Consider the following 17,205-nt stretch of genomic DNA (forward strand, 5'->3'; position numbering starts at 1 on the left):
CCTCACACATTCTGTCGATTTGTCACTTGAACGAACTGCTGAACCGAGTCAGCGATTTGCGTCGGACGGAGCCCGATTTCTTCGAGCAGCTGATTGACGCCGCCGTGTTCGATATAGCGGTCCGGAATGCCGAGTCGGAGCACACGCGGGAACTGCCCAGCATCGCTCGCATGTTCGAGCACGCTGCTGCCGAAGCCTCCGGCGAGCGCCGCTTCCTCTAACGTGACGAGCGGGATGCCTTCCGCATATAAAGCGGAGAGCATAACATCGTCGAGCGGTTTAATCGTCCGAGCGTTGATGACGCGGACGCTCACTTGTCCTTCAAGCAGTGCGCGTACTTCGAGCGCGTCTTGCACTTGTGGACCGAACGTCAAGATGGCGACGTCCGTCCCGTCTGCAACCGTCTCCCAGACGTCGAGCGGCAATTCGCGGAGCGTCTCGCTCATCGGTGTGCCGATTCCTTCACCACGCGGGAAGCGGACGGCAATTGGACCATCATCATACTTCAGCGCTGAATAGACAAGATGTTGCAACTCTTCCTCGTCTTTCGCCATCAAGATGCGAATATTCGGGACATGACGCATAAAGGCGATATCGAATACCCCTTGGTGCGTCTCCCCGTCCGCTCCGACGAGACCAGAACGATCGATTGTGAAGACGACGTTCAAGTTTTGACGGCAAATGTCGTGCACGAGCTGATCATAGGCGCGTTGGAAGAACGTCGAATAAATCGAGACGACCGGCTTCAAGCCTTGTGTCGCCTGTCCTCCGGCCAATGTGACCGCATGCTGTTCGGCGATGCCGACGTCAAACATCCGCTCCGGGAATTGCTTGTTGAAGCAATCGAGTTTCGAGCCGACGCTCATCGCGGGTGTGATGAGTGTCACGCGCTCGTCCGTCTCGGCAACTTTCGTGATCGTCTCAGCGACGACCTTCGAATAGCTCGGTCCTTTGACCTTGCCTTTGATGACTTCTCCCGACTCGATTTTATACGGTCCGAGGCCGTGCCACGTTCCGACACCATCGAGTTCGGCCGGGCGATAGCCCTTGCCTTTTTTCGTGATGACGTGGACGATGACCGGTCCATCGATTTTCTTGGCATATTCGAGCGTCTCAAGCAGGTCGCGTAAATCGTGACCGTCTGTCGGTCCGAAGTACGTGAATCCGAGCTCTTCGAAGAACGTCCCCGGGATGAGCGCTGATTTCAACATATCCTTCACACGTTCCCCGCTCCGTTCGAGCGAGTTGCCGACGATCGGGATATGTTTGATGAGCGTCTCGACTTCCTCACGGGCGTGTTTCAGTTTACGAGACGAGCGCATCCGACCGAGCATGTTGTGCAAGGCACCGACGTTCGGGGCGATTGACATCTCATTGTCGTTCAAGATGACGATGACGTTTTGTTTCTCGGCGCCGATATGGTTGAGTGCTTCGAGCGCCATTCCCCCTGTGAGCGCCCCGTCCCCGATGATGGCGATGGCCCGGTCGTTCGCGCGCCCTTTCAATTCGTTCGCGATGGCGATTCCCATCGCGGCCGATAAGGACGTCGAGCTGTGCCCCGTCTCCCAGACGTCATGATCGCTCTCACAACGTTTCGGGAACCCGCATAAGCCGTTGTATTGACGGAGCGTGTCGAACTGACTCGTTCGTCCTGTCAAGATTTTGTGGACGTAGGCTTGATGCCCCACATCCCATACGAGTTGGTCTTTCGGACTGTCAAATACACGGTGCAAGGCAAGCGTCAATTCGACAACCCCTAGGTTTGGTCCCAAGTGCCCTCCCGTTTCAGCCAATTTTTCAATCAAAAACCGTCTGATGTCCGCGCCGAGTGCTTCTAACTCGGGTACCGACATCTTTTTTAAGAATGACGGGTCTTGAATGGATGTCAAGTCCATGATGACCATCCTTTCTCCTGTCTTATTACTGATTCGTACCTTACATTTTACAAGAATGTGTCCATAGATGCTATACATTCACAAAAACAAAGGTGACACGATGTGCTCATCGTGTCACCGAGATTAATGATTGCGCTGCACGACGAAGTCGAGAAGCTCTCGTAAACGGGGGGCCTCGACCGATAGTTCGGCCAATGCGGCCTCACTTTCCATGACTTCCCGTTCGAGCGCTTGCTTCGCCCCATCGAGCCCGAGCAGTTTCGGATACGTCGCTTTATCGTTGCCTTCGTCCGAACCGACCCGCTTCCCGATGAGCGCCTCGTCTCCTTCGACGTCTAAAATATCGTCTTGGATTTGGAAGGCGACACCGAGATGTTTCCCGAAGCGAACGAGCGCCTGTCGGTCCGCCAATGGGGCGTCCGCCAAAATCGCGCCTGCTTCGAGGGCATATACGAGCAGTGCCCCCGTCTTTCGCTCATGAATCGATTGCAAGGTCGACAGCGACACGCCGGCGCGTTTTTCGGCGAGCATGTCATCGAGCTGACCACCGACCATGCCGGCGCTGCCGGCCGCTTCACTGAAGCGGGCGATGAGCGCGACGCTCTTCACTGGTTCGAGCTCCGCATGGGCCAGAATCCGAAACGCGTCCGTCAATAGGGCGTCGCCTGCGAGAATCGCGGTCGCCTCATCGAACTGACGGTGATTCGTCGGACGCCCACGCCTTACGTCGTCATCATCCATCGCCGGAAGGTCGTCGTGGATGAGCGAGTACGTGTGGACCATCTCGAGGGCGACAGCCGCTTCATGACCGAGCGCCCGCGGACGTCCGTATGTATCGAGGACGGCATAAAGGAGAGCCGGACGAATCCGTTTCCCCCCTGCCTCGAGTGAGTACGTCATCGATTGGAACAAACGCTCCGGCATCGACGACGCGTCAATGAGACGGCGTGTCGCCGTCTCGACTTCCTGTTTCCACTCTTGAAGATAGGCTTGCGCGCTCATACGGTGCCACCCTTTTCACGGAGCGTCCCGTCGAGTTCGAGAATCTCGTCCATCTTCTGTTCCGCGGCCGTCAATTTGGCCTGACAGAGTGCCGACAAGCGGACACCTTCCTCATAGAGGGTCATCGCTTCTTCAAGGGCGACTTCTCCTGTCTCGAGTTGCGTCACGATTTCCTCGAGGCGGGCGAGTGCCGCTTCAAACGTCTGTTCTGCTTGTTGTTTCGCCATCATGTCTCTCCTTCACTTCCGCAACGGCTTGGCCATCCCGAAACCGGATTGTCACCAGGCCGTCATGTAGTTGTTTGACATCTTTCACGTACGTCCCATCCTGCTCAATCAACGTATATCCTCGAGCGAGCACGGCGAGAGGACTGACCGCGTTCAAGCGACCGACTTGGGCTGCAAAGCGGTCCGTCGGTCGTTCGAGTGGGCGGATGCGCTTGAGGCGACCGTCGAATTGTCGGTGTGTCTCCTCGTTGCGACGAAGCGTCTGCGCCAGCTTTCGGACATCGAGCTGTTGTCGGGACTGGGCAAGGCGATGTTTGGCATGTGTCACTTGTTTCGTGACACCTTGTTCGAGCCGAATCTCGGCTTGTTCGAACCGCTCCCGCTTTTGTGTGAGCGTGAAGCGGGGCGACTTTAAGCCGTAACTGTTCGTCGCCCGACCGAGCCGTTCCCGAATCGACGACATCTGATTCGTGACGGACCGGGTCAACTGGGCCGTCAACCGTTCGACGTCTTTTCGTTGCGCCTCGATCGTCGCTGTCGCGAGCTCTGCCGCCGCCGTCGGTGTCGCGGCCCGCACGTCGGCGACAAAGTCAGCCAACGTGAAATCGGTCTCGTGCCCGACGGCCGAGATGACAGGAATCCTAGATTCGTGAATCGCTTCGACGACGACGTCCTCGTTGAACGCCCATAACTCTTCAATCGACCCGCCACCTCGGCCGACGATTAACACGTCGCAATCGGTGCGTTCGTTCATCCACCGAATCGCGCTCGCCACTTGCGGGGCGGATTGATCGCCTTGGACGGCGACGGGCGCGAACGTGATGGCCACGTGCGGCGCACGTCGTCTGAGTGTCGTGGCGATATCGTGGAGGGCCGCGCCTTTCGGCGAAGTGATTATCCCGATTCGCTCCGGGAAGGCCGGCAGCGGACGTTTCCGTTCCGCTGCGAACCATCCCTTCGCCTCGAGTTCACGTTTTCGTGCCTCATACCGTTCGAACAAGATCCCGATGCCGTCCTGTCGCATCAGTTCGACGTACAGCTGGATGTCGCCTGTCGACTCGTACATCGTCACGCGGGCGACGACGATCACATTCATCCCGTCTTTCGGTTCGAAGTTGAGCGTCCGGGCGTCACGAGAGAACATGACCGCCTTCATCCGCGACGATTCGTCTTTGAGGGTGAAATAACAGTGCCCGGAGGCGTACCGTTTGAAGTTCGAAATCTCGCCGATGACGGCAAGTTGTTGCAGAATCGGGTCATCGTCGAGCTGTCGCTTCACGTAGCGGACGACTTCGGAAACTTGAATCGGATTAGCCACGAGAGGCGACCTCGACCGTGTTGTGCATGAGCATCGTAATCGTCATCGGGCCGACACCACCTGGAACAGGGGTGATGGCGCTCGCGACATCACGGACACCTGCAAAGTCGACGTCCCCGACGAGACGACTGTCGACGCGGTTGACACCGACATCGATGACGATCGCCCCAGGTTTGACCATGTCAGCTGTGACTAGACCGGCCCGACCGACGGCGACAATCAAAATATCGGCCTGCCGTGTCATCGCCCCGAGATCATTCGTCTTCGAATGGCAGTAGGTCACGGTCGCGGATTCGTTCAAGAACAGCATCCCGACCGGTTTCCCGACGATTTGGCTGCGACCGACGACGACGACGTGCTTGCCGACCAAGTCGGTCTGCGTCTTGACGAGGTGCAGAATCCCGTGCGGTGTACATGGCAATAGCGTCTCGAGACCGAGCATCATCTTCCCGACGTTCGTCGGATGGAACCCATCCACGTCTTTGTCCGGTGAGATGCGCATAATGACGCGATTCTCATCGATATGCTTCGGCAACGGCAACTGCACGAGAATACCGTGCAACTCGTCGTCCGCGTTCATCGAATCAATCAGTTCGAGCACTTCACGTTCTGAAATCGTGTCATCGAAGCGAATCACTTGCGAATCGATGCCGATGTCAGCCGCTGCCCGTTCTTTCCCCCGGACGTAGCTGTGGCTCGCCGGATCATCTCCGATTAAAATGACTTTCAGTTTCGGTACGATGCCGCGTGCGCGCAGCGCACTGACCCGTTCCTTTAACGTCTCCCGATATGATGCTGCGATTTGTTTCCCGTCGATCACTACTGCCATCTCTCTCATCCCCCGTTGTCTTAGGTTTCTCTGTAGTTGGTGTGGTGTCTTCTCTATTTGTTTAACAGACCGTAATGCTTGTCTTCGCTTACGCTTTGATGATGTTACCGAGCACGCCGTTGACGAGCTTGGCCGCTTCTTCATCGGCGAATGATTTGGCGAGTTCGACCGCCTCGTTGATCGTCACTTTGTCCGGAATCGTCTCGACGTAGAGCAACTCGTACGTCGCCATGCGAAGAATCGTCCGCTCGACATTTCCGAGACGATCGAGTCTCCAGTTTTTCAAGTTTTCGATGAGCAATTCGTCAATCTCATCTTTCTTTTCTAACGTCTCAACGACGAGTTGTTCGTAGAATGGATCCGACTCCATGCCATCGAGGGCAAATTCGATGGCCTCGTCTACCTCAAGTTTTGATACTTCGATTTGAAAAAGCGTTTGAATCGCTTTTTCCCGTGCTTCATGACGTTTCATTCAGATACTCTCCTTTTGCATGCTTTCATTGTGATAGTTTAGCATAAAGCCTCCATAAATTCAGTACAAAAAACCAGGAAGCCCAAATAATGTTCGGACTTCCTGGTCAAGGTCATTTCGTGAGCGTCATTTCTTTTTCGACAAATTTCGTGTCGAACGCCCCTGTTCGAAAACGTTCATGGGCCATGACTTGTTGATGGAACGGGATCGTCGTGTGGATGCCCGATACGGTGAACTCGTCGAGGGCGCGAAGCATCTTCGCGATCGCCTCTTCCCGAGTCGGGGCATGGACGATCAGCTTCGCCACCATCGAATCATAGAACGGCGGGATGACGGCACCGGCATAGAGACCGCTGTCGACCCGGACGCCCATGCCGCCAGGAACGATATACTGATCGATTTTCCCGGCCATCGGACGGAAATCTGCAAACGGATCTTCCGCATTGATGCGACATTCGATCGAGTGACCACTAAATTTGATGTCCGCCTGGCTGATGGCAAGCGGATGGCCAAGCGCGACTTCGAGTTGTGCTTGGACGAGATCGAAGCCGGTGATCATTTCGGTGACCGGGTGTTCGACTTGGATTCGCGTGTTCATCTCCATGAAGTAAAACTCGTTCACTTCCGGTACGTAAATGAACTCGATTGTACCCGCACCCGAATACTGAATCGCTTTGGCCGCTTTCACGGCTGCGTCGCCCATCGCTTGACGGGTCGTCTCATCGATTGCCGGAGACGGTGCTTCCTCGACCAACTTCTGCATCCGGCGCTGAATCGTACAGTCCCGCTCCCCGAGGTGGATGACGTTGCCGTATTGATCGGCGAGCACTTGTACCTCGACGTGGCGGAACGACTCAATGTATTTCTCCAAATAGACGTCGCCGTTGCCGAACGCCTGCTTCGCTTCTTTACGTGTGTCGGTGAGCCCTTTCACGAGCTCAGACTCGTCGAAGGCGACACGGATTCCACGTCCTCCGCCTCCGGCCGTCGCCTTGATGATGACCGGATATCCAATCTCGCGGGCGAGTTCGATTGCTTCCTCGTCGGTGACGACACCACTCGACCCCGGGACGACCGGAACGCCCGATTCGATCATCGTTCGCTTCGCCTCGTCCTTGATGCCCATCTTCCGAATCGCATAGCTACTCGGTCCGACGAACTGGATGCCGCACGCCTCGCTCATTTCGGCGAACTCGGCGTTCTCGGCCAAGAAACCATAACCTGGATGAATCATCGTCGCATCGACCGCGCACGCGACCGACAAGATATTCGGGATATTCAAATATGAGTCTTTCGACGGGTTCGGTCCGATGCAGTATGCCTCATCGGCCAGACTGACGTGCAGCGCCTCGCGGTCCGCTTCCGAGAAGACGGCGACCGTCGGGATATTCAACTCTTTCGCGGCCCGGATGATGCGGACCGCAATCTCTCCACGGTTAGCAATGAGTAGTTTCATACATACCTCACTTCACGCTGAAGAGCGCTTGGCCGTATTCGACTAAATCGCCATCTGCGACGAGGATCTCGACGATCTCCCCGCTGATTTCCGTCTCGACATCATTGAACAATTTCATCGCTTCTAAAATACAGACGACCTGTCCGGCTTCGACGCGGTCGCCGACTTGAACGTAAGCGTCTTTGTCCGGTGCCGGACGCGAATAGAACGTCCCGACCATCGGTGACGTGATCGTGCGCAAGTTGCTCGGCGCAGGTGTTGGTGCCGCTTCTTGTTCTGTCTCGACGACTGGCGCAGGTGCTGCGACCGGGGCCGCGTGCACGATCGGTGTATGAGTAGCGGCGAATTGTGGGGCCGCTTCTTTTTTCAATGAAAGTTTAAACTCCGGCGTCTCGAGTTCCATCTCGTGAACGGACGTCTGATCGAGTAATGTGATCAGCTCTTTAATGTGTTCGATTTGCATGAAATAACCCCCTGTTTATACCTGGTACTAATCTCTACTCTACTATAACTGGTCAGACCAGTGAATGCAACGACAAAAAAAGGGCCCATTCCGAAGAATGGACACCCTTGGTTTACCCGTTATAGCGGCCCGTGAACTCGCCTGTGCGCGTGTCGACCGTTACTTTTTCGCCTGGCTCGATGAAGAGCGGCACTTGAATGATGTGGCCCGTTTCGACCGTCGCGTTTTTCTTCACGTTCGATGCCGTGTCGCCTTTGACGCCTGGATCGGCTTCGACAATCGTTAAGACGACCGTCGTCGGAAGCTCGATTCCGAGAATCTCACCGTCGTAGTCAGCGATACTTACTTCCATGTTCTCGAGCATGTACGGGAGCGCCGCTTTCACTTGCTCGCCCGTCAATTCGAGCTGTTCATACGACTCTGTGTCCATGAACACGTACGTATCGCCCATCGGATAGAGGTACTGCATGCGTTTCCGTTCGATGTGCGCACGTTCGATGCGCTCGCCACCACGGAACGTCGTCTCTTGAATCGCGCCTGTGCGCAAGTTACGCATTTTCGTGCGGACGAAGGCCGCGCCTTTACCTGGCTTGACGTGTTGGAATTCGATGACTTGCCAAATCGAACCGTCAGACGTCTTGACCGTTAAGCCTGTTTTTAAATCGTTTACTGATACCATGTTGATTTCCTCCTAAAATGAGCTGAGACTCAAGCCTCAATCGTAATTAACTCTTTTGGCGACTGCGTGAGACGGATGTTCCCCGTCTCCGTGACGACCACGTCATCCTCGATGCGGCAACCGCCGATCCCGGCGATATAGATACCCGGTTCGATCGTGACGACCATCCCCGGCTCGAGCACCGTCTCCGAACGGAATGACAAGCCTGGTGCCTCATGCACTTCCATGCCGAGACCGTGGCCTGTCGAATGTCCGAAGTACTCACCGTAGCCCGCATCTTTAATCACGTCACGCGTCAATGCGTCCGCCTCGATTCCCGTGATGCCAGCTTTCGTGCCCTCGACACCTGCGAGTTGAGCCCGGAGCACCGTATCGTAAATCGTGCGCAACTCGTCCGAGATGTCCCCGATAGCGAGCGTACGTGTGATATCCGAGCAGTATCCTTGATAGTAGGCACCGAAATCGAGCGTCACGAGTTCTCCCGCCTCGATGACCTTGTCGCTGGCCACACCGTGCGGCAATGCCGAACGATGCCCTGACGCAACGATCATATCGAACGAAGATGAGTCCGCACCTTGGGCCCGCATGAACATTTCCAGTTCATTCGCGACTTCTTTTTCAGTCCGCCCTGGACGGATGAACGTCTGGATGTGCGCAAACGCCGCGTCCGCAATCGCCGCGGCTTCCTTCATTATCTTAATCTCTGACTCATCCTTAATCAAGCGTAGCTTTTCGACGATACCTGACGTCTCGACGAGCTCGGCTGCGACTTCTTTTTCATACGTCCGGAACTGGCCGACCGTCATGTCATCTTGTTCGATGCCGAGGCGCTTCACCGCTTGCTCTGTCACGACTTCCGCCACCGACTTGATGAGCGACGTCTTATGCTCGATGATGTCGAAGCCTTTTACTTGGCTAGCGGCTTGTTCCGTGTAGCGGAAATCCGTGATGAAGCTCGCCGACTGCGCCGTGATTACGAGGACACCGCTCGACCCGGTGAAACCAGATAAGTAGCGGATGTTTTCCCGTTTCGTCACGAGCAATCCGTCGATGCCGTTCGCTTCTAGCTGACCTTGCAGTTTGTTGACCCGTTCAATCATGTCGATTCCTCCAATGTACGAGCAATGCCTGCAACGCGAGCGTATAGCTCGTCAGGCCGAAACCGCTGATGACACCGAGACAAACGGCGGCAAGTTTCGACTCATGACGAAACGACTCCCGTGCATGCACGTTCGAGATATGTACTTCGACGACCGGGGCTTTGATGGCGGCGATGGCATCACGGAGCGCAATCGACGTATGCGTGTACGCCCCCGCATTAAAGATGACCCCCGCATAATCGTACGCTTCATGGAGCGCGTCAATCAGTTCGCCTTCATGGTTGGATTGGACGAACGTCAACTGAACATCCTCCGGGGCGGCGAGCAATAGCTCCGCCGTCAATCCCTTCAACGAGACGTCCCCGTATACGTCCGGTTCCCGCTTCCCGAGCAGATTCAAATTCGGTCCATTTAAGACGAGTATATGCACAAGTCTTCCCCCCTGTTCGTCAAGTCGCCTCTATTGTAACAAATTTAACGGTTCGTGCGACAATCGACGTTCGTGAGGTTTCGTTTTTTACGTGAATCACGGTATAATTCAACTATATAACTGTAGGAATCGAGGAAATGACATGAAAACTAAACCAATGATTCCCGTCGGTGGCCAGGCGCTCGTGGAAGGCGTCATGTTTCAAGGACGCGCCGAGAGCGCTTCGGCGATTCGACGGAAAGACGGGTCTATCGAGACGTTCCAGCAGCCCCGCATTCTCGTCCCGTGGGTCCAATCGTTAAAAAAAATCCCATTCCTGCGTGGTGTGGTCGCGCTATACGAATCACTCAAAAATGGTTCGGCACATATGACGTTCGCAAGCGATCGTTATGACGTCGACCCGAGTGAGGACGAGGCAACGAAACCAGAAGAGAAAAAACAGAACATCTTGATGGTCGTCATGATCGCCATCGTCGGCGTCATCTCATACGTGTTCGGGAAGCTGATTTTCAACGTCACCCCGGCCCTTCTCGCCGCCATGTTCCAAAGCGTGCCCGCATTGTCCGGTCATGTGATTCAAAACCTCCTCGAAGGGGGAATAAAATTAGTATTGTTGCTCAGTTACCTTTATTTGATTTCCTTGACGCCACTTATCCGGCGCGTGTTCCAATATCACGGGGCCGAGCACAAGGTGATCAACTGTTATGAGTCCGGACGACCGATTACCGTCGATAACGTTCGGGCAAGCTCACGCCTCCACTATCGCTGTGGATCGAGTTTCATCCTATTCACCGTTTTCGTCGGCATCGGCGTTTACATGATCGTCCCGATCGACCCCCTCTGGGTCCGACTCGTCAGCCGCATCGCTTTGTTGCCAGTGGTCATCGGCATCTCGTTCGAGGTGCTCCAATTCACAAACCGCTTCCGTGAACATCGCTTCTTGTCCGTTCTCGGCAAGCCTGGATTGTCTTTACAATTGTTGACGACGCGCGAACCGAATGACGAACAAATCCGTGTCGCCATCGAGGCGTTCGAGACATGGGAACGTTCAGAACTAGGTCAACCGGCCGTGCAAAGAGAGGGATAAAGAGGAGGAAAGCACCATGATCAGACAAAGAATCGGCTCGACCGCAGCCACGATCGTGTTCATCTTAGGCTTCATCGGTGTCGGACATATGCTCGCGACCGACCCTGGTCGATTGTTCAGACAGTTGCTCTTCATCGGGATTTTCGGGTTGATTTTCTATGTGATTTATCGAGTGTTCATGGCGCCGAAAATTTCGGCTGAGGATATGCGTTACCGGAAGACCGCTCAAGCCTCGAAAAAACGAATGCAACGCCCAGGTGCGAATCCGAAAGTCAAGCCGTCCACTGCGGCCAAGAAGAAAGTGAAACCCAGTTCGAACGTGACGAAACTGTCGAAGCGTCCGACCCGCTCGGCGCATCGCAGTGACGCCCCTCACTTGACCGTCATCGAAGGCAAGAAAGGCAAGAAGAAAAAGAAAGCCAATATGTGAAAACGAACCAGGCCATATCCGGCCTGGTTCGTTTTTCATTCTGTCTCGACGAAGCCGATGTACGGCAGATTGCGGTACTGTTCGGCATAATCGATGCCATACCCGATGACGAATTCATCTGGAATCTCGAAACCGACATAATCCGCATCCAACGTGACGAGCCGGCGGGCCGGTTTATCGAGAAGTGTACAAATCTTCAATTCTCCCGGTTGATGTAACGTCATGTGCTGGCATAAGAATTTGAGCGTCTGTCCCGTATCGATGATGTCCTCGATGATGACGACGTACTTTCCTTCGACATCGAGATCTAAATCTTTACGGAGTTGGACGTTCCCACTCGAGACCGATTTCTTCCCGTATGACGACGTCGCGACCGTGTCGAGTTGGACACTGCCCGTCATCTCGCGCATCAAGTCGGCTGCGAAGACGAGCGACCCTTTTAAGACGGCCACGAGGACGATCGGTGTCCCTGCCGCATCGCGTTCGATTTGTTGGGCGAGTTCCGCCACACGTTGTTTAATCTGCGCTTCGTCAAACAGTTTCCCTTTGATTTGAATATCCATAATGTCGGCGATTGTTCGCCGTCACCCCCTTATCTTTCTTACCAGCACCCATTCTATCATAAAAACGGCTTAAAAATAGACTTTACTTGAAAAATATGAAGTCATCGTTCGGTTTTAGGTTAGATTTACGTAAAAAACGACCGTTTCCGATTCGATTCATCGGTCGCGGTCGTTTACATTCACTCGTCTTCAGAGCGGTTCACCTCTTGAAACGCACGAAACTGTGCCATTAGTTCCGGTTTGTCTTCGAAAAATTCGACGAATTGGGTCATACAGTCGAGCGTATTTGAGCTTAAGTGGTGCTCAATCCCTTCGACATCCTCATAGACGTGAGCTTCGTCGACGCCAATCAAGCGTAGAAATGACTCGAGCATCGCATGCCGTTCGACAAGCCGTTTCCCGATTTTCTGGCCTTTGTTCGTCAGCATGAGACCTCTATATTTCTCATAAATCAAATAGTCTTCCCGGTCGAGCTTTTGCACCATTTTCGTGACAGAGGAGGGATGCACCCCTAAATGTTCGGCGATATCGGATACGCGAGCGTATCCTTTCTCCACCATCAGCAAATAAATTCGTTCTAAGTAATCTTCCATACTCGGTGTCGGCATGGGCATAGCCTCCCCTTATGTTCCGTTCTGCAATCTCTATTTTAACGCAACAATTTAGAAACCGAAAGCAGAACGGGGAAATCCATCAGTCAATCATTGTCTCATGACCTTAAATTCTTTATAATGGATGTTGGTGAAACTTAATAGAGAAAGGGAGAACATCAATGGGAATCGAAACTATCCTCGTCATCATCCTATGGGCTGCGCTCATCGCATACATCGTCTGGCGTTTCTTGCCGGCTCGCGGTTTGAAGAAAATGAAGCAAGAAGAGTTCCGTGCATCGCTCCGTAAAGGTCAATTGATCGACGTCCGTGAACCGAACGAGTACAAGGGAGGCCACATCGTCGGCGCCCGTAACATCCCGGTCGGACAAATGAAACTGCGCATGAAAGAACTTCGCAAAGATCAACCGATCCTCATGTATTGCCAAGGCAAGTCACGTACGAACCAAGCGGCCAAGCTGCTCATGAAAAATGGTTATACGGACATCTACATGCTCGACGGCGGCTTCAAAAACTGGAAAGGGAAAGTCAAAAAAGACTGACCCGCTCACTACGTCCACTCCTTCTAGCGGAGATGGACGTTTTTTTGCGCCAAAAAACCCGCTCGCTTATAGCGAACGGGTTCGTTTTCAATTGATGGACGACGGTTGGCGTCGTTCGTATTTGAGCACCGGCTTGCGAGCAGCGAGCGTCTCGTCGAGTCGTTTGACGACCGTGGTATGCGGGGCCGTCTGAACGATTTCCGGATTCTCTTCTGCCTCTTTGACGATTTGGAGCATCGCGTCGCAGAATGCGTCGAGCGTCTCTTTCGATTCCGTCTCCGTCGGTTCGACCATGATGCACTCCTCGACGTTGAGCGGGAAGTAAATCGTCGGCGGATGGTAGCCGAAATCGAGCAATCGTTTGGCGATATCGAGCGTACGCACGCCGAGCGCTTTTTGACGTTTTCCAGACAAGACGAACTCATGCTTGCAGAACGTATCGTACGGCACATCGAACGCATCTTTCAAGCGGGCGAACATATAGTTGGCGTTCAATACCGCTTCGCGTGAGACGCGCGTCAACCCTTCCGCGCCCATCGTCTTGATGTAGCTGTAGGCACGGACGTTAATCCCGAAGTTGCCATAGAACGGTTTGATGCGGCCAATCGATTGCGGACGATCATAATCGAGCGTGAAGCCCGTTTCGGCACGGCGCGCAATCGGCGTCGGCAAATACGGAATCAAGTCGCGCTTCACTCCGACCGGTCCAGATCCTGGACCGCCACCACCGTGCGGGCCCGTGAACGTCTTATGCAAGTTCAAGTGGACGACGTCGAAGCCCATATCCCCAGGACGGGCGATCCCTAAAATCGCATTCGAGTTGGCTCCGTCGTAATAAAGTTTGCCGCCGGCCTCGTGGACGACTTTGGCAATCTCCAAAATGTCGGCCTCGAACAAACCAAGTGTATTCGGGTTCGTCAGCATGAGCGCTGCCGTATCGGCCCCGACTTTTGACTTCAAGTCTTCCAAATCGACGAGCCCACGCTCATCTGATTTGACGGTCACCGTCTCGAAACCGGCGACGACGGCCGAGGCCGGGTTCGTTCCGTGTGCCGAATCCGGCACGAGTACTTTTGTCCGTTCCATATCACCGTTGTGATGGTGGAACGCCTTGATGAGCATGAGACCGGTCCATTCTCCATGGGCCCCGGCTGCCGGTTGAAGCGTCACTTCGTCCATGCCGGTGATTTCGGCAAGTTGTTCTTGCAGGTCGACCATGAGCTCGAGCGCCCCTTGAATCGACTCGACCGGCTGCAACGGGTGGATATGGGCGAAGCCAGGGAGGCGGGCCATATCTTCATTCACTTTCGGGTTATATTTCATCGTGCACGAGCCGAGCGGATAGAAGCCGGAATCGACACCGTGGTTGCGTGTCGACAGCGACGTATAATGGCGGACGACATCAAGTTCCGATACTTCCGGAAGCTCGGCCGCTTCTTGACGGATCATCGAAGCCGGTAAGAGCGTGTCCAAATCGACTTCCGGCACGGTCGGTGTCGGCAAGTTATAGCCCGTTCGTCCTGCACGTGACACTTCGAAAATTAATGTTTGTTCGTGTTGCATCACTTCATCCCCCCAACCACTTCAACAAATTGATCGATTTCTTCTTTCGTCCGAAGCTCCGTCGCACAGAGCAACATTTGCGTCTGCCGTTCTGTCTCATACGAGCCGAGTGGCAAGCCGCCGATGATGCCGGCCTCGAGCAGATGACGCGACACATCTTCCGCATCGACTCCGAAGTCGACGACGAACTCATTGAACATCGGCCCTTCATCGATTACCGTGTATCCGGCAGTCTTGAGTGCTTCTTTCATGTAATGGGCCGTTTGAATGTTACGGACGGCCATGTCACGAATTCCGTACTTCCCGAGGGCAGACATCGTGATTGATGCCGCGAGCGCATTGAGCGCCTGGTTCGAGCAGATGTTTGACGTCGCTTTGTCACGACGGATGTGTTGTTCCCGCGCCTGAAGCGTCAAGACGAAACCGCGCTTCCCATCCTCATCGACCGTTTGACCGACGAGGCGGCCTGGAAGTTTGCGCATGAGTGCTTGTTTGACGGCGAAGTATCCACATGAAGGACCGCCGAAGCTTTGCGGGATTCCGAACGGTTGGGCGTCACCGACTGTGATGTCGGCACCGAGCGCACCCGGTGATTCCAGTATACCGAGCGCGAGCGGATTGCTCGACACGACGAACAAGGCGCCGGCGTCGTGCGCTGCTTTCGCGAGGGCTGACAAGTCCTCGACACGACCGTAGAAGTTCGGATATTGGACGACGAGACACGAGGCGTCCGTCAAATCGATGTCAGAAATATCGGTCACCCCCGCACTCACGTCCGTATATTCGACCGTGAGCCCTGGCCCACCGGCGTATGTTCGGATGACATCCTTCGCTTCCGGATGGACCGCTCCTGATACGACGACACGTTTTTTCTTCGTATGGGCACTCGCCAGATACGTTGCTTCGGCGAGGGCAGTGATTCCGTCATACATTGACGAGTTGGCCACGTCCATCCCCGTCAATTCGCAAATCATCGTTTGGAACTCGAACATCGCTTGGAGTTCACCTTGCGAGATTTCAGGCTGATACGGCGTATAAGCTGTATAGAACTCGGAACGGAGAAGCATATGGTTCATGACGCTTGGAGAGAGGTGATCGTACATCCCAGCCCCGAGGAAACTCGGAGTCGATTTCGTGTGCACGTTTTTCTCAGCCAGCTTCGTCATATGACGAACGAGATCAACTTCCGGAAGCGGCGCACCGATGGCCGCTAAAGAAGCCGTCTCCCGGAGCGATGCTGGGATATCCTCGAGTAGGTTTTCAATCGACTCTACGCCAATCGTCTGCAACATGTCACGCTCATCTTGCTCTGTCATCGGTAAATAACGAAACTCCATTCTATTCATGCTGAATCCCCCTGTTTCATTTACGTTTATAAAACGGTGTCGGTACACGTTCGGCTTCTATTTTTTTACCCCGAACTTCAACGATAAAGTGTGTCGCCTCCGCGAAACGGCGATCGACGCGCGCCCAGGCAATTGATTCGTTCACCGTCGGCGGCATCGTACCAGTCGTGACAACACCAATTGTCTCTCCGTCAACTTCGACCGTCGCGCCTTGACGAGCGATACCGCGCCCGAGCAGACGCAAGCCGATCAATCGGCGCGGGATGTCTTCTTTTTGCTTCACGAGGGCGTCCTTACCGATGAACTCAGTATCGAGTTTGACGGCAAAGTTCAAGTTCGCCTCGAACGGAGTGACCGTCTCATCAAGCTCGTGCCCATAGAGCGGGAGGCACGCTTCGAACCGGAGCGTGTCACGCGAGCCGAGCCCGCATGGCGTGACGCCTTCAGCTTCTAACGCTGACCAAATTGCGGCTACGTCTTCGGCGCGGGCATACAATTCAAACCCGTCCTCCCCCGTATAGCCACTGCGTGAAACGATGGTCGACACGCCGGCCACGTCGCCGGTCATGAACCGGAAAAACTTGATGTCGGCCAGCGGCAAATCCGTCAAACGGCCGAGCACTTGTTCAGCCATCGGTCCTTGGATGGCGATTTGACCATAGGCGTTCGACTCATCCGTCACTGTGACGTCCCCTGTGACATATTCACGGACGTGCGCCACATCTTTTTCGATATTCGAGGCGTTGACGACGAGCCAAAATGCGTCTTCATCGAGTCGATAGACGAGCAGGTCGTCGACGACACCGCCGTTCGGTAAACAGAACAGATTATACTGCGCCTGACCGATTTGTAATTTAGACACATCGTTCGTGACAAGACGTTGCACGTTCTTGAGCGCATCCGGTCCTTCGATGCGAATCTCCCCCATGTGTGACACATCGAACATCCCGACGTTGTTGCGAACCGCTTGATGCTCTTCTTTAATCGATGAGAACATGATCGGCATCTCAAACCCCGCAAAATCCACCATCTTCGCCTTTACGGAAATCAAATCATATAAAGGCGTACGTTTTAACGATACTTTCTCCATATTATCCCCCAATCCCGAACGTAAATAATGTATTTCGTGAAATATTTCGTTTTCTATTCCACTTTATCAATTTTTTGCGGCTCTGCCTAGCCAAAATGGGCA

The 17,205-nt window shown here is 54.3% G+C and carries 19 protein-coding genes; 3 read left to right on the top strand and 16 right to left on the bottom strand.

Annotated elements, in window-relative coordinates; all coding sequences use genetic code 11:
• Nucleotides 1-2: 2 nt before the first annotated feature.
• From dxs to aroQ, 11 genes are all read right to left on the bottom strand, one after another.
• The gene (dxs, locus tag KNP85_RS08645) at nt 3-1,895 is read right to left on the bottom strand and encodes a 1-deoxy-D-xylulose-5-phosphate synthase (protein ID WP_058764538.1); all 1,893 of its coding nucleotides are present in this window, start codon (nt 1,893-1,895) and stop codon (nt 3-5) included.
• 123 nt (nt 1,896-2,018) lie between these two features.
• Nucleotides 2,019-2,897 (bottom strand): polyprenyl synthetase family protein, encoded by an 879-nt coding sequence (locus KNP85_RS08650; RefSeq protein WP_214802671.1) that lies wholly within the window; start codon nt 2,895-2,897, stop codon nt 2,019-2,021.
• Nucleotides 2,894-3,124, bottom strand: coding sequence for an exodeoxyribonuclease VII small subunit (gene xseB / locus KNP85_RS08655; RefSeq protein WP_029595272.1), 231 nt, complete (start codon nt 3,122-3,124; stop codon nt 2,894-2,896). The genes KNP85_RS08650 and xseB overlap by 4 nt, the downstream gene beginning before the upstream one ends.
• Nucleotides 3,093-4,442 (bottom strand): exodeoxyribonuclease VII large subunit, encoded by a 1,350-nt coding sequence (gene xseA / locus KNP85_RS08660; RefSeq protein WP_021067701.1) that lies wholly within the window; start codon nt 4,440-4,442, stop codon nt 3,093-3,095. The genes xseB and xseA overlap by 32 nt, the downstream gene beginning before the upstream one ends.
• Nucleotides 4,435-5,271 carry a bifunctional methylenetetrahydrofolate dehydrogenase/methenyltetrahydrofolate cyclohydrolase FolD gene (folD, locus tag KNP85_RS08665; protein WP_021067702.1) on the bottom strand — a complete coding sequence of 279 codons (837 nt, stop codon included), beginning with the start codon at nt 5,269-5,271 and terminating at the stop codon, nt 4,435-4,437. Before folD ends, xseA begins: the two co-directional genes overlap by 8 nt.
• Nucleotides 5,272-5,359: 88 nt before the next feature.
• Complete coding sequence (gene nusB, locus KNP85_RS08670; protein WP_021067703.1) at nt 5,360-5,743, bottom strand: transcription antitermination factor NusB; 384 nt, start codon at nt 5,741-5,743, stop codon at nt 5,360-5,362.
• Nucleotides 5,744-5,855: 112 nt separating this feature from the next.
• Nucleotides 5,856-7,199, bottom strand: coding sequence for an acetyl-CoA carboxylase biotin carboxylase subunit (gene accC / locus KNP85_RS08675; protein ID WP_214802674.1), 1,344 nt, complete (start codon nt 7,197-7,199; stop codon nt 5,856-5,858).
• 7 nt (nt 7,200-7,206) lie between these two features.
• Complete coding sequence (gene accB, locus KNP85_RS08680; RefSeq protein WP_021067705.1) at nt 7,207-7,662, bottom strand: acetyl-CoA carboxylase biotin carboxyl carrier protein; 456 nt, start codon at nt 7,660-7,662, stop codon at nt 7,207-7,209.
• Nucleotides 7,663-7,774: 112 nt separating this feature from the next.
• Nucleotides 7,775-8,341, bottom strand: coding sequence for an elongation factor P (gene efp, locus KNP85_RS08685; protein WP_021067706.1), 567 nt, complete (start codon nt 8,339-8,341; stop codon nt 7,775-7,777).
• A gap of 29 nt (nt 8,342-8,370) precedes the next feature.
• Nucleotides 8,371-9,438: a M24 family metallopeptidase gene (locus tag KNP85_RS08690; RefSeq protein ID WP_031200299.1), complete on the bottom strand. Its 1,068-nt coding sequence runs from the start codon at nt 9,436-9,438 to the stop codon at nt 8,371-8,373.
• A complete protein-coding gene (gene aroQ / locus KNP85_RS08695) occupies nt 9,434-9,871 on the bottom strand; it encodes a type II 3-dehydroquinate dehydratase (protein WP_021067708.1) in 438 nt (145 codons plus the stop codon). Before aroQ ends, KNP85_RS08690 begins: the two co-directional genes overlap by 5 nt.
• A 142-nt stretch (nt 9,872-10,013) precedes the next feature.
• On the opposite strand from aroQ, the gene KNP85_RS08700 reads away from it, so the two are divergent.
• Nucleotides 10,014-10,958, top strand: a complete 945-nt coding sequence (locus KNP85_RS08700; RefSeq protein ID WP_029595268.1) for a DUF1385 domain-containing protein — start codon at nt 10,014-10,016, stop codon at nt 10,956-10,958.
• 16 nt (nt 10,959-10,974) lie between these two features.
• Nucleotides 10,975-11,388 (top strand): SA1362 family protein, encoded by a 414-nt coding sequence (locus KNP85_RS08705; RefSeq protein WP_021067710.1) that lies wholly within the window; start codon nt 10,975-10,977, stop codon nt 11,386-11,388.
• Nucleotides 11,389-11,423: 35 nt separating this feature from the next.
• Here the strand turns inward: KNP85_RS08705 and hpt are convergent, their stop codons facing one another.
• Together hpt and mntR are read right to left on the bottom strand one after the other, a co-directional pair.
• Nucleotides 11,424-11,951, bottom strand: a complete 528-nt coding sequence (hpt, locus tag KNP85_RS08710; RefSeq protein ID WP_029595267.1) for a hypoxanthine phosphoribosyltransferase — start codon at nt 11,949-11,951, stop codon at nt 11,424-11,426.
• A 179-nt stretch (nt 11,952-12,130) separates the two neighbouring features.
• Complete coding sequence (gene mntR / locus KNP85_RS08715) at nt 12,131-12,559, bottom strand: transcriptional regulator MntR (RefSeq protein WP_021067712.1); 429 nt, start codon at nt 12,557-12,559, stop codon at nt 12,131-12,133.
• Between the two features lie 170 nt (nt 12,560-12,729).
• Here mntR and KNP85_RS08720 point away from each other — a divergent pair, with 170 nt between their 5' ends.
• Entirely contained in the window at nt 12,730-13,104 is a 375-nt protein-coding gene (locus KNP85_RS08720; RefSeq protein ID WP_081637957.1) for a rhodanese-like domain-containing protein, read from the top strand.
• A gap of 87 nt (nt 13,105-13,191) precedes the next feature.
• On the opposite strand, the gene gcvPB is transcribed toward KNP85_RS08720, so the two are convergent.
• Genes gcvPB through gcvT form a run of 3 tightly spaced genes read right to left on the bottom strand, consistent with a single transcriptional unit; the run spans nt 13,192 to nt 17,103 of the window.
• Complete coding sequence (gene gcvPB, locus KNP85_RS08725) at nt 13,192-14,667, bottom strand: aminomethyl-transferring glycine dehydrogenase subunit GcvPB (RefSeq protein ID WP_021067714.1); 1,476 nt, start codon at nt 14,665-14,667, stop codon at nt 13,192-13,194.
• Nucleotides 14,667-16,004, bottom strand: a complete 1,338-nt coding sequence (gcvPA, locus tag KNP85_RS08730; protein ID WP_214802841.1) for an aminomethyl-transferring glycine dehydrogenase subunit GcvPA — start codon at nt 16,002-16,004, stop codon at nt 14,667-14,669. Before gcvPA ends, gcvPB begins: the two co-directional genes overlap by 1 nt.
• A gap of 25 nt (nt 16,005-16,029) precedes the next feature.
• The gene (gene gcvT / locus KNP85_RS08735; RefSeq protein ID WP_214802677.1) at nt 16,030-17,103 is read right to left on the bottom strand and encodes a glycine cleavage system aminomethyltransferase GcvT; all 1,074 of its coding nucleotides are present in this window, start codon (nt 17,101-17,103) and stop codon (nt 16,030-16,032) included.
• Nucleotides 17,104-17,205: the final 102 nt, after the last annotated feature.

Origin of the sequence: Exiguobacterium sp. s194, assembly GCF_018618275.1 — a bacterium.
Taxonomy (GTDB): Bacteria; Bacillota; Bacilli; order Exiguobacteriales; family Exiguobacteriaceae; genus Exiguobacterium; species Exiguobacterium chiriqhucha.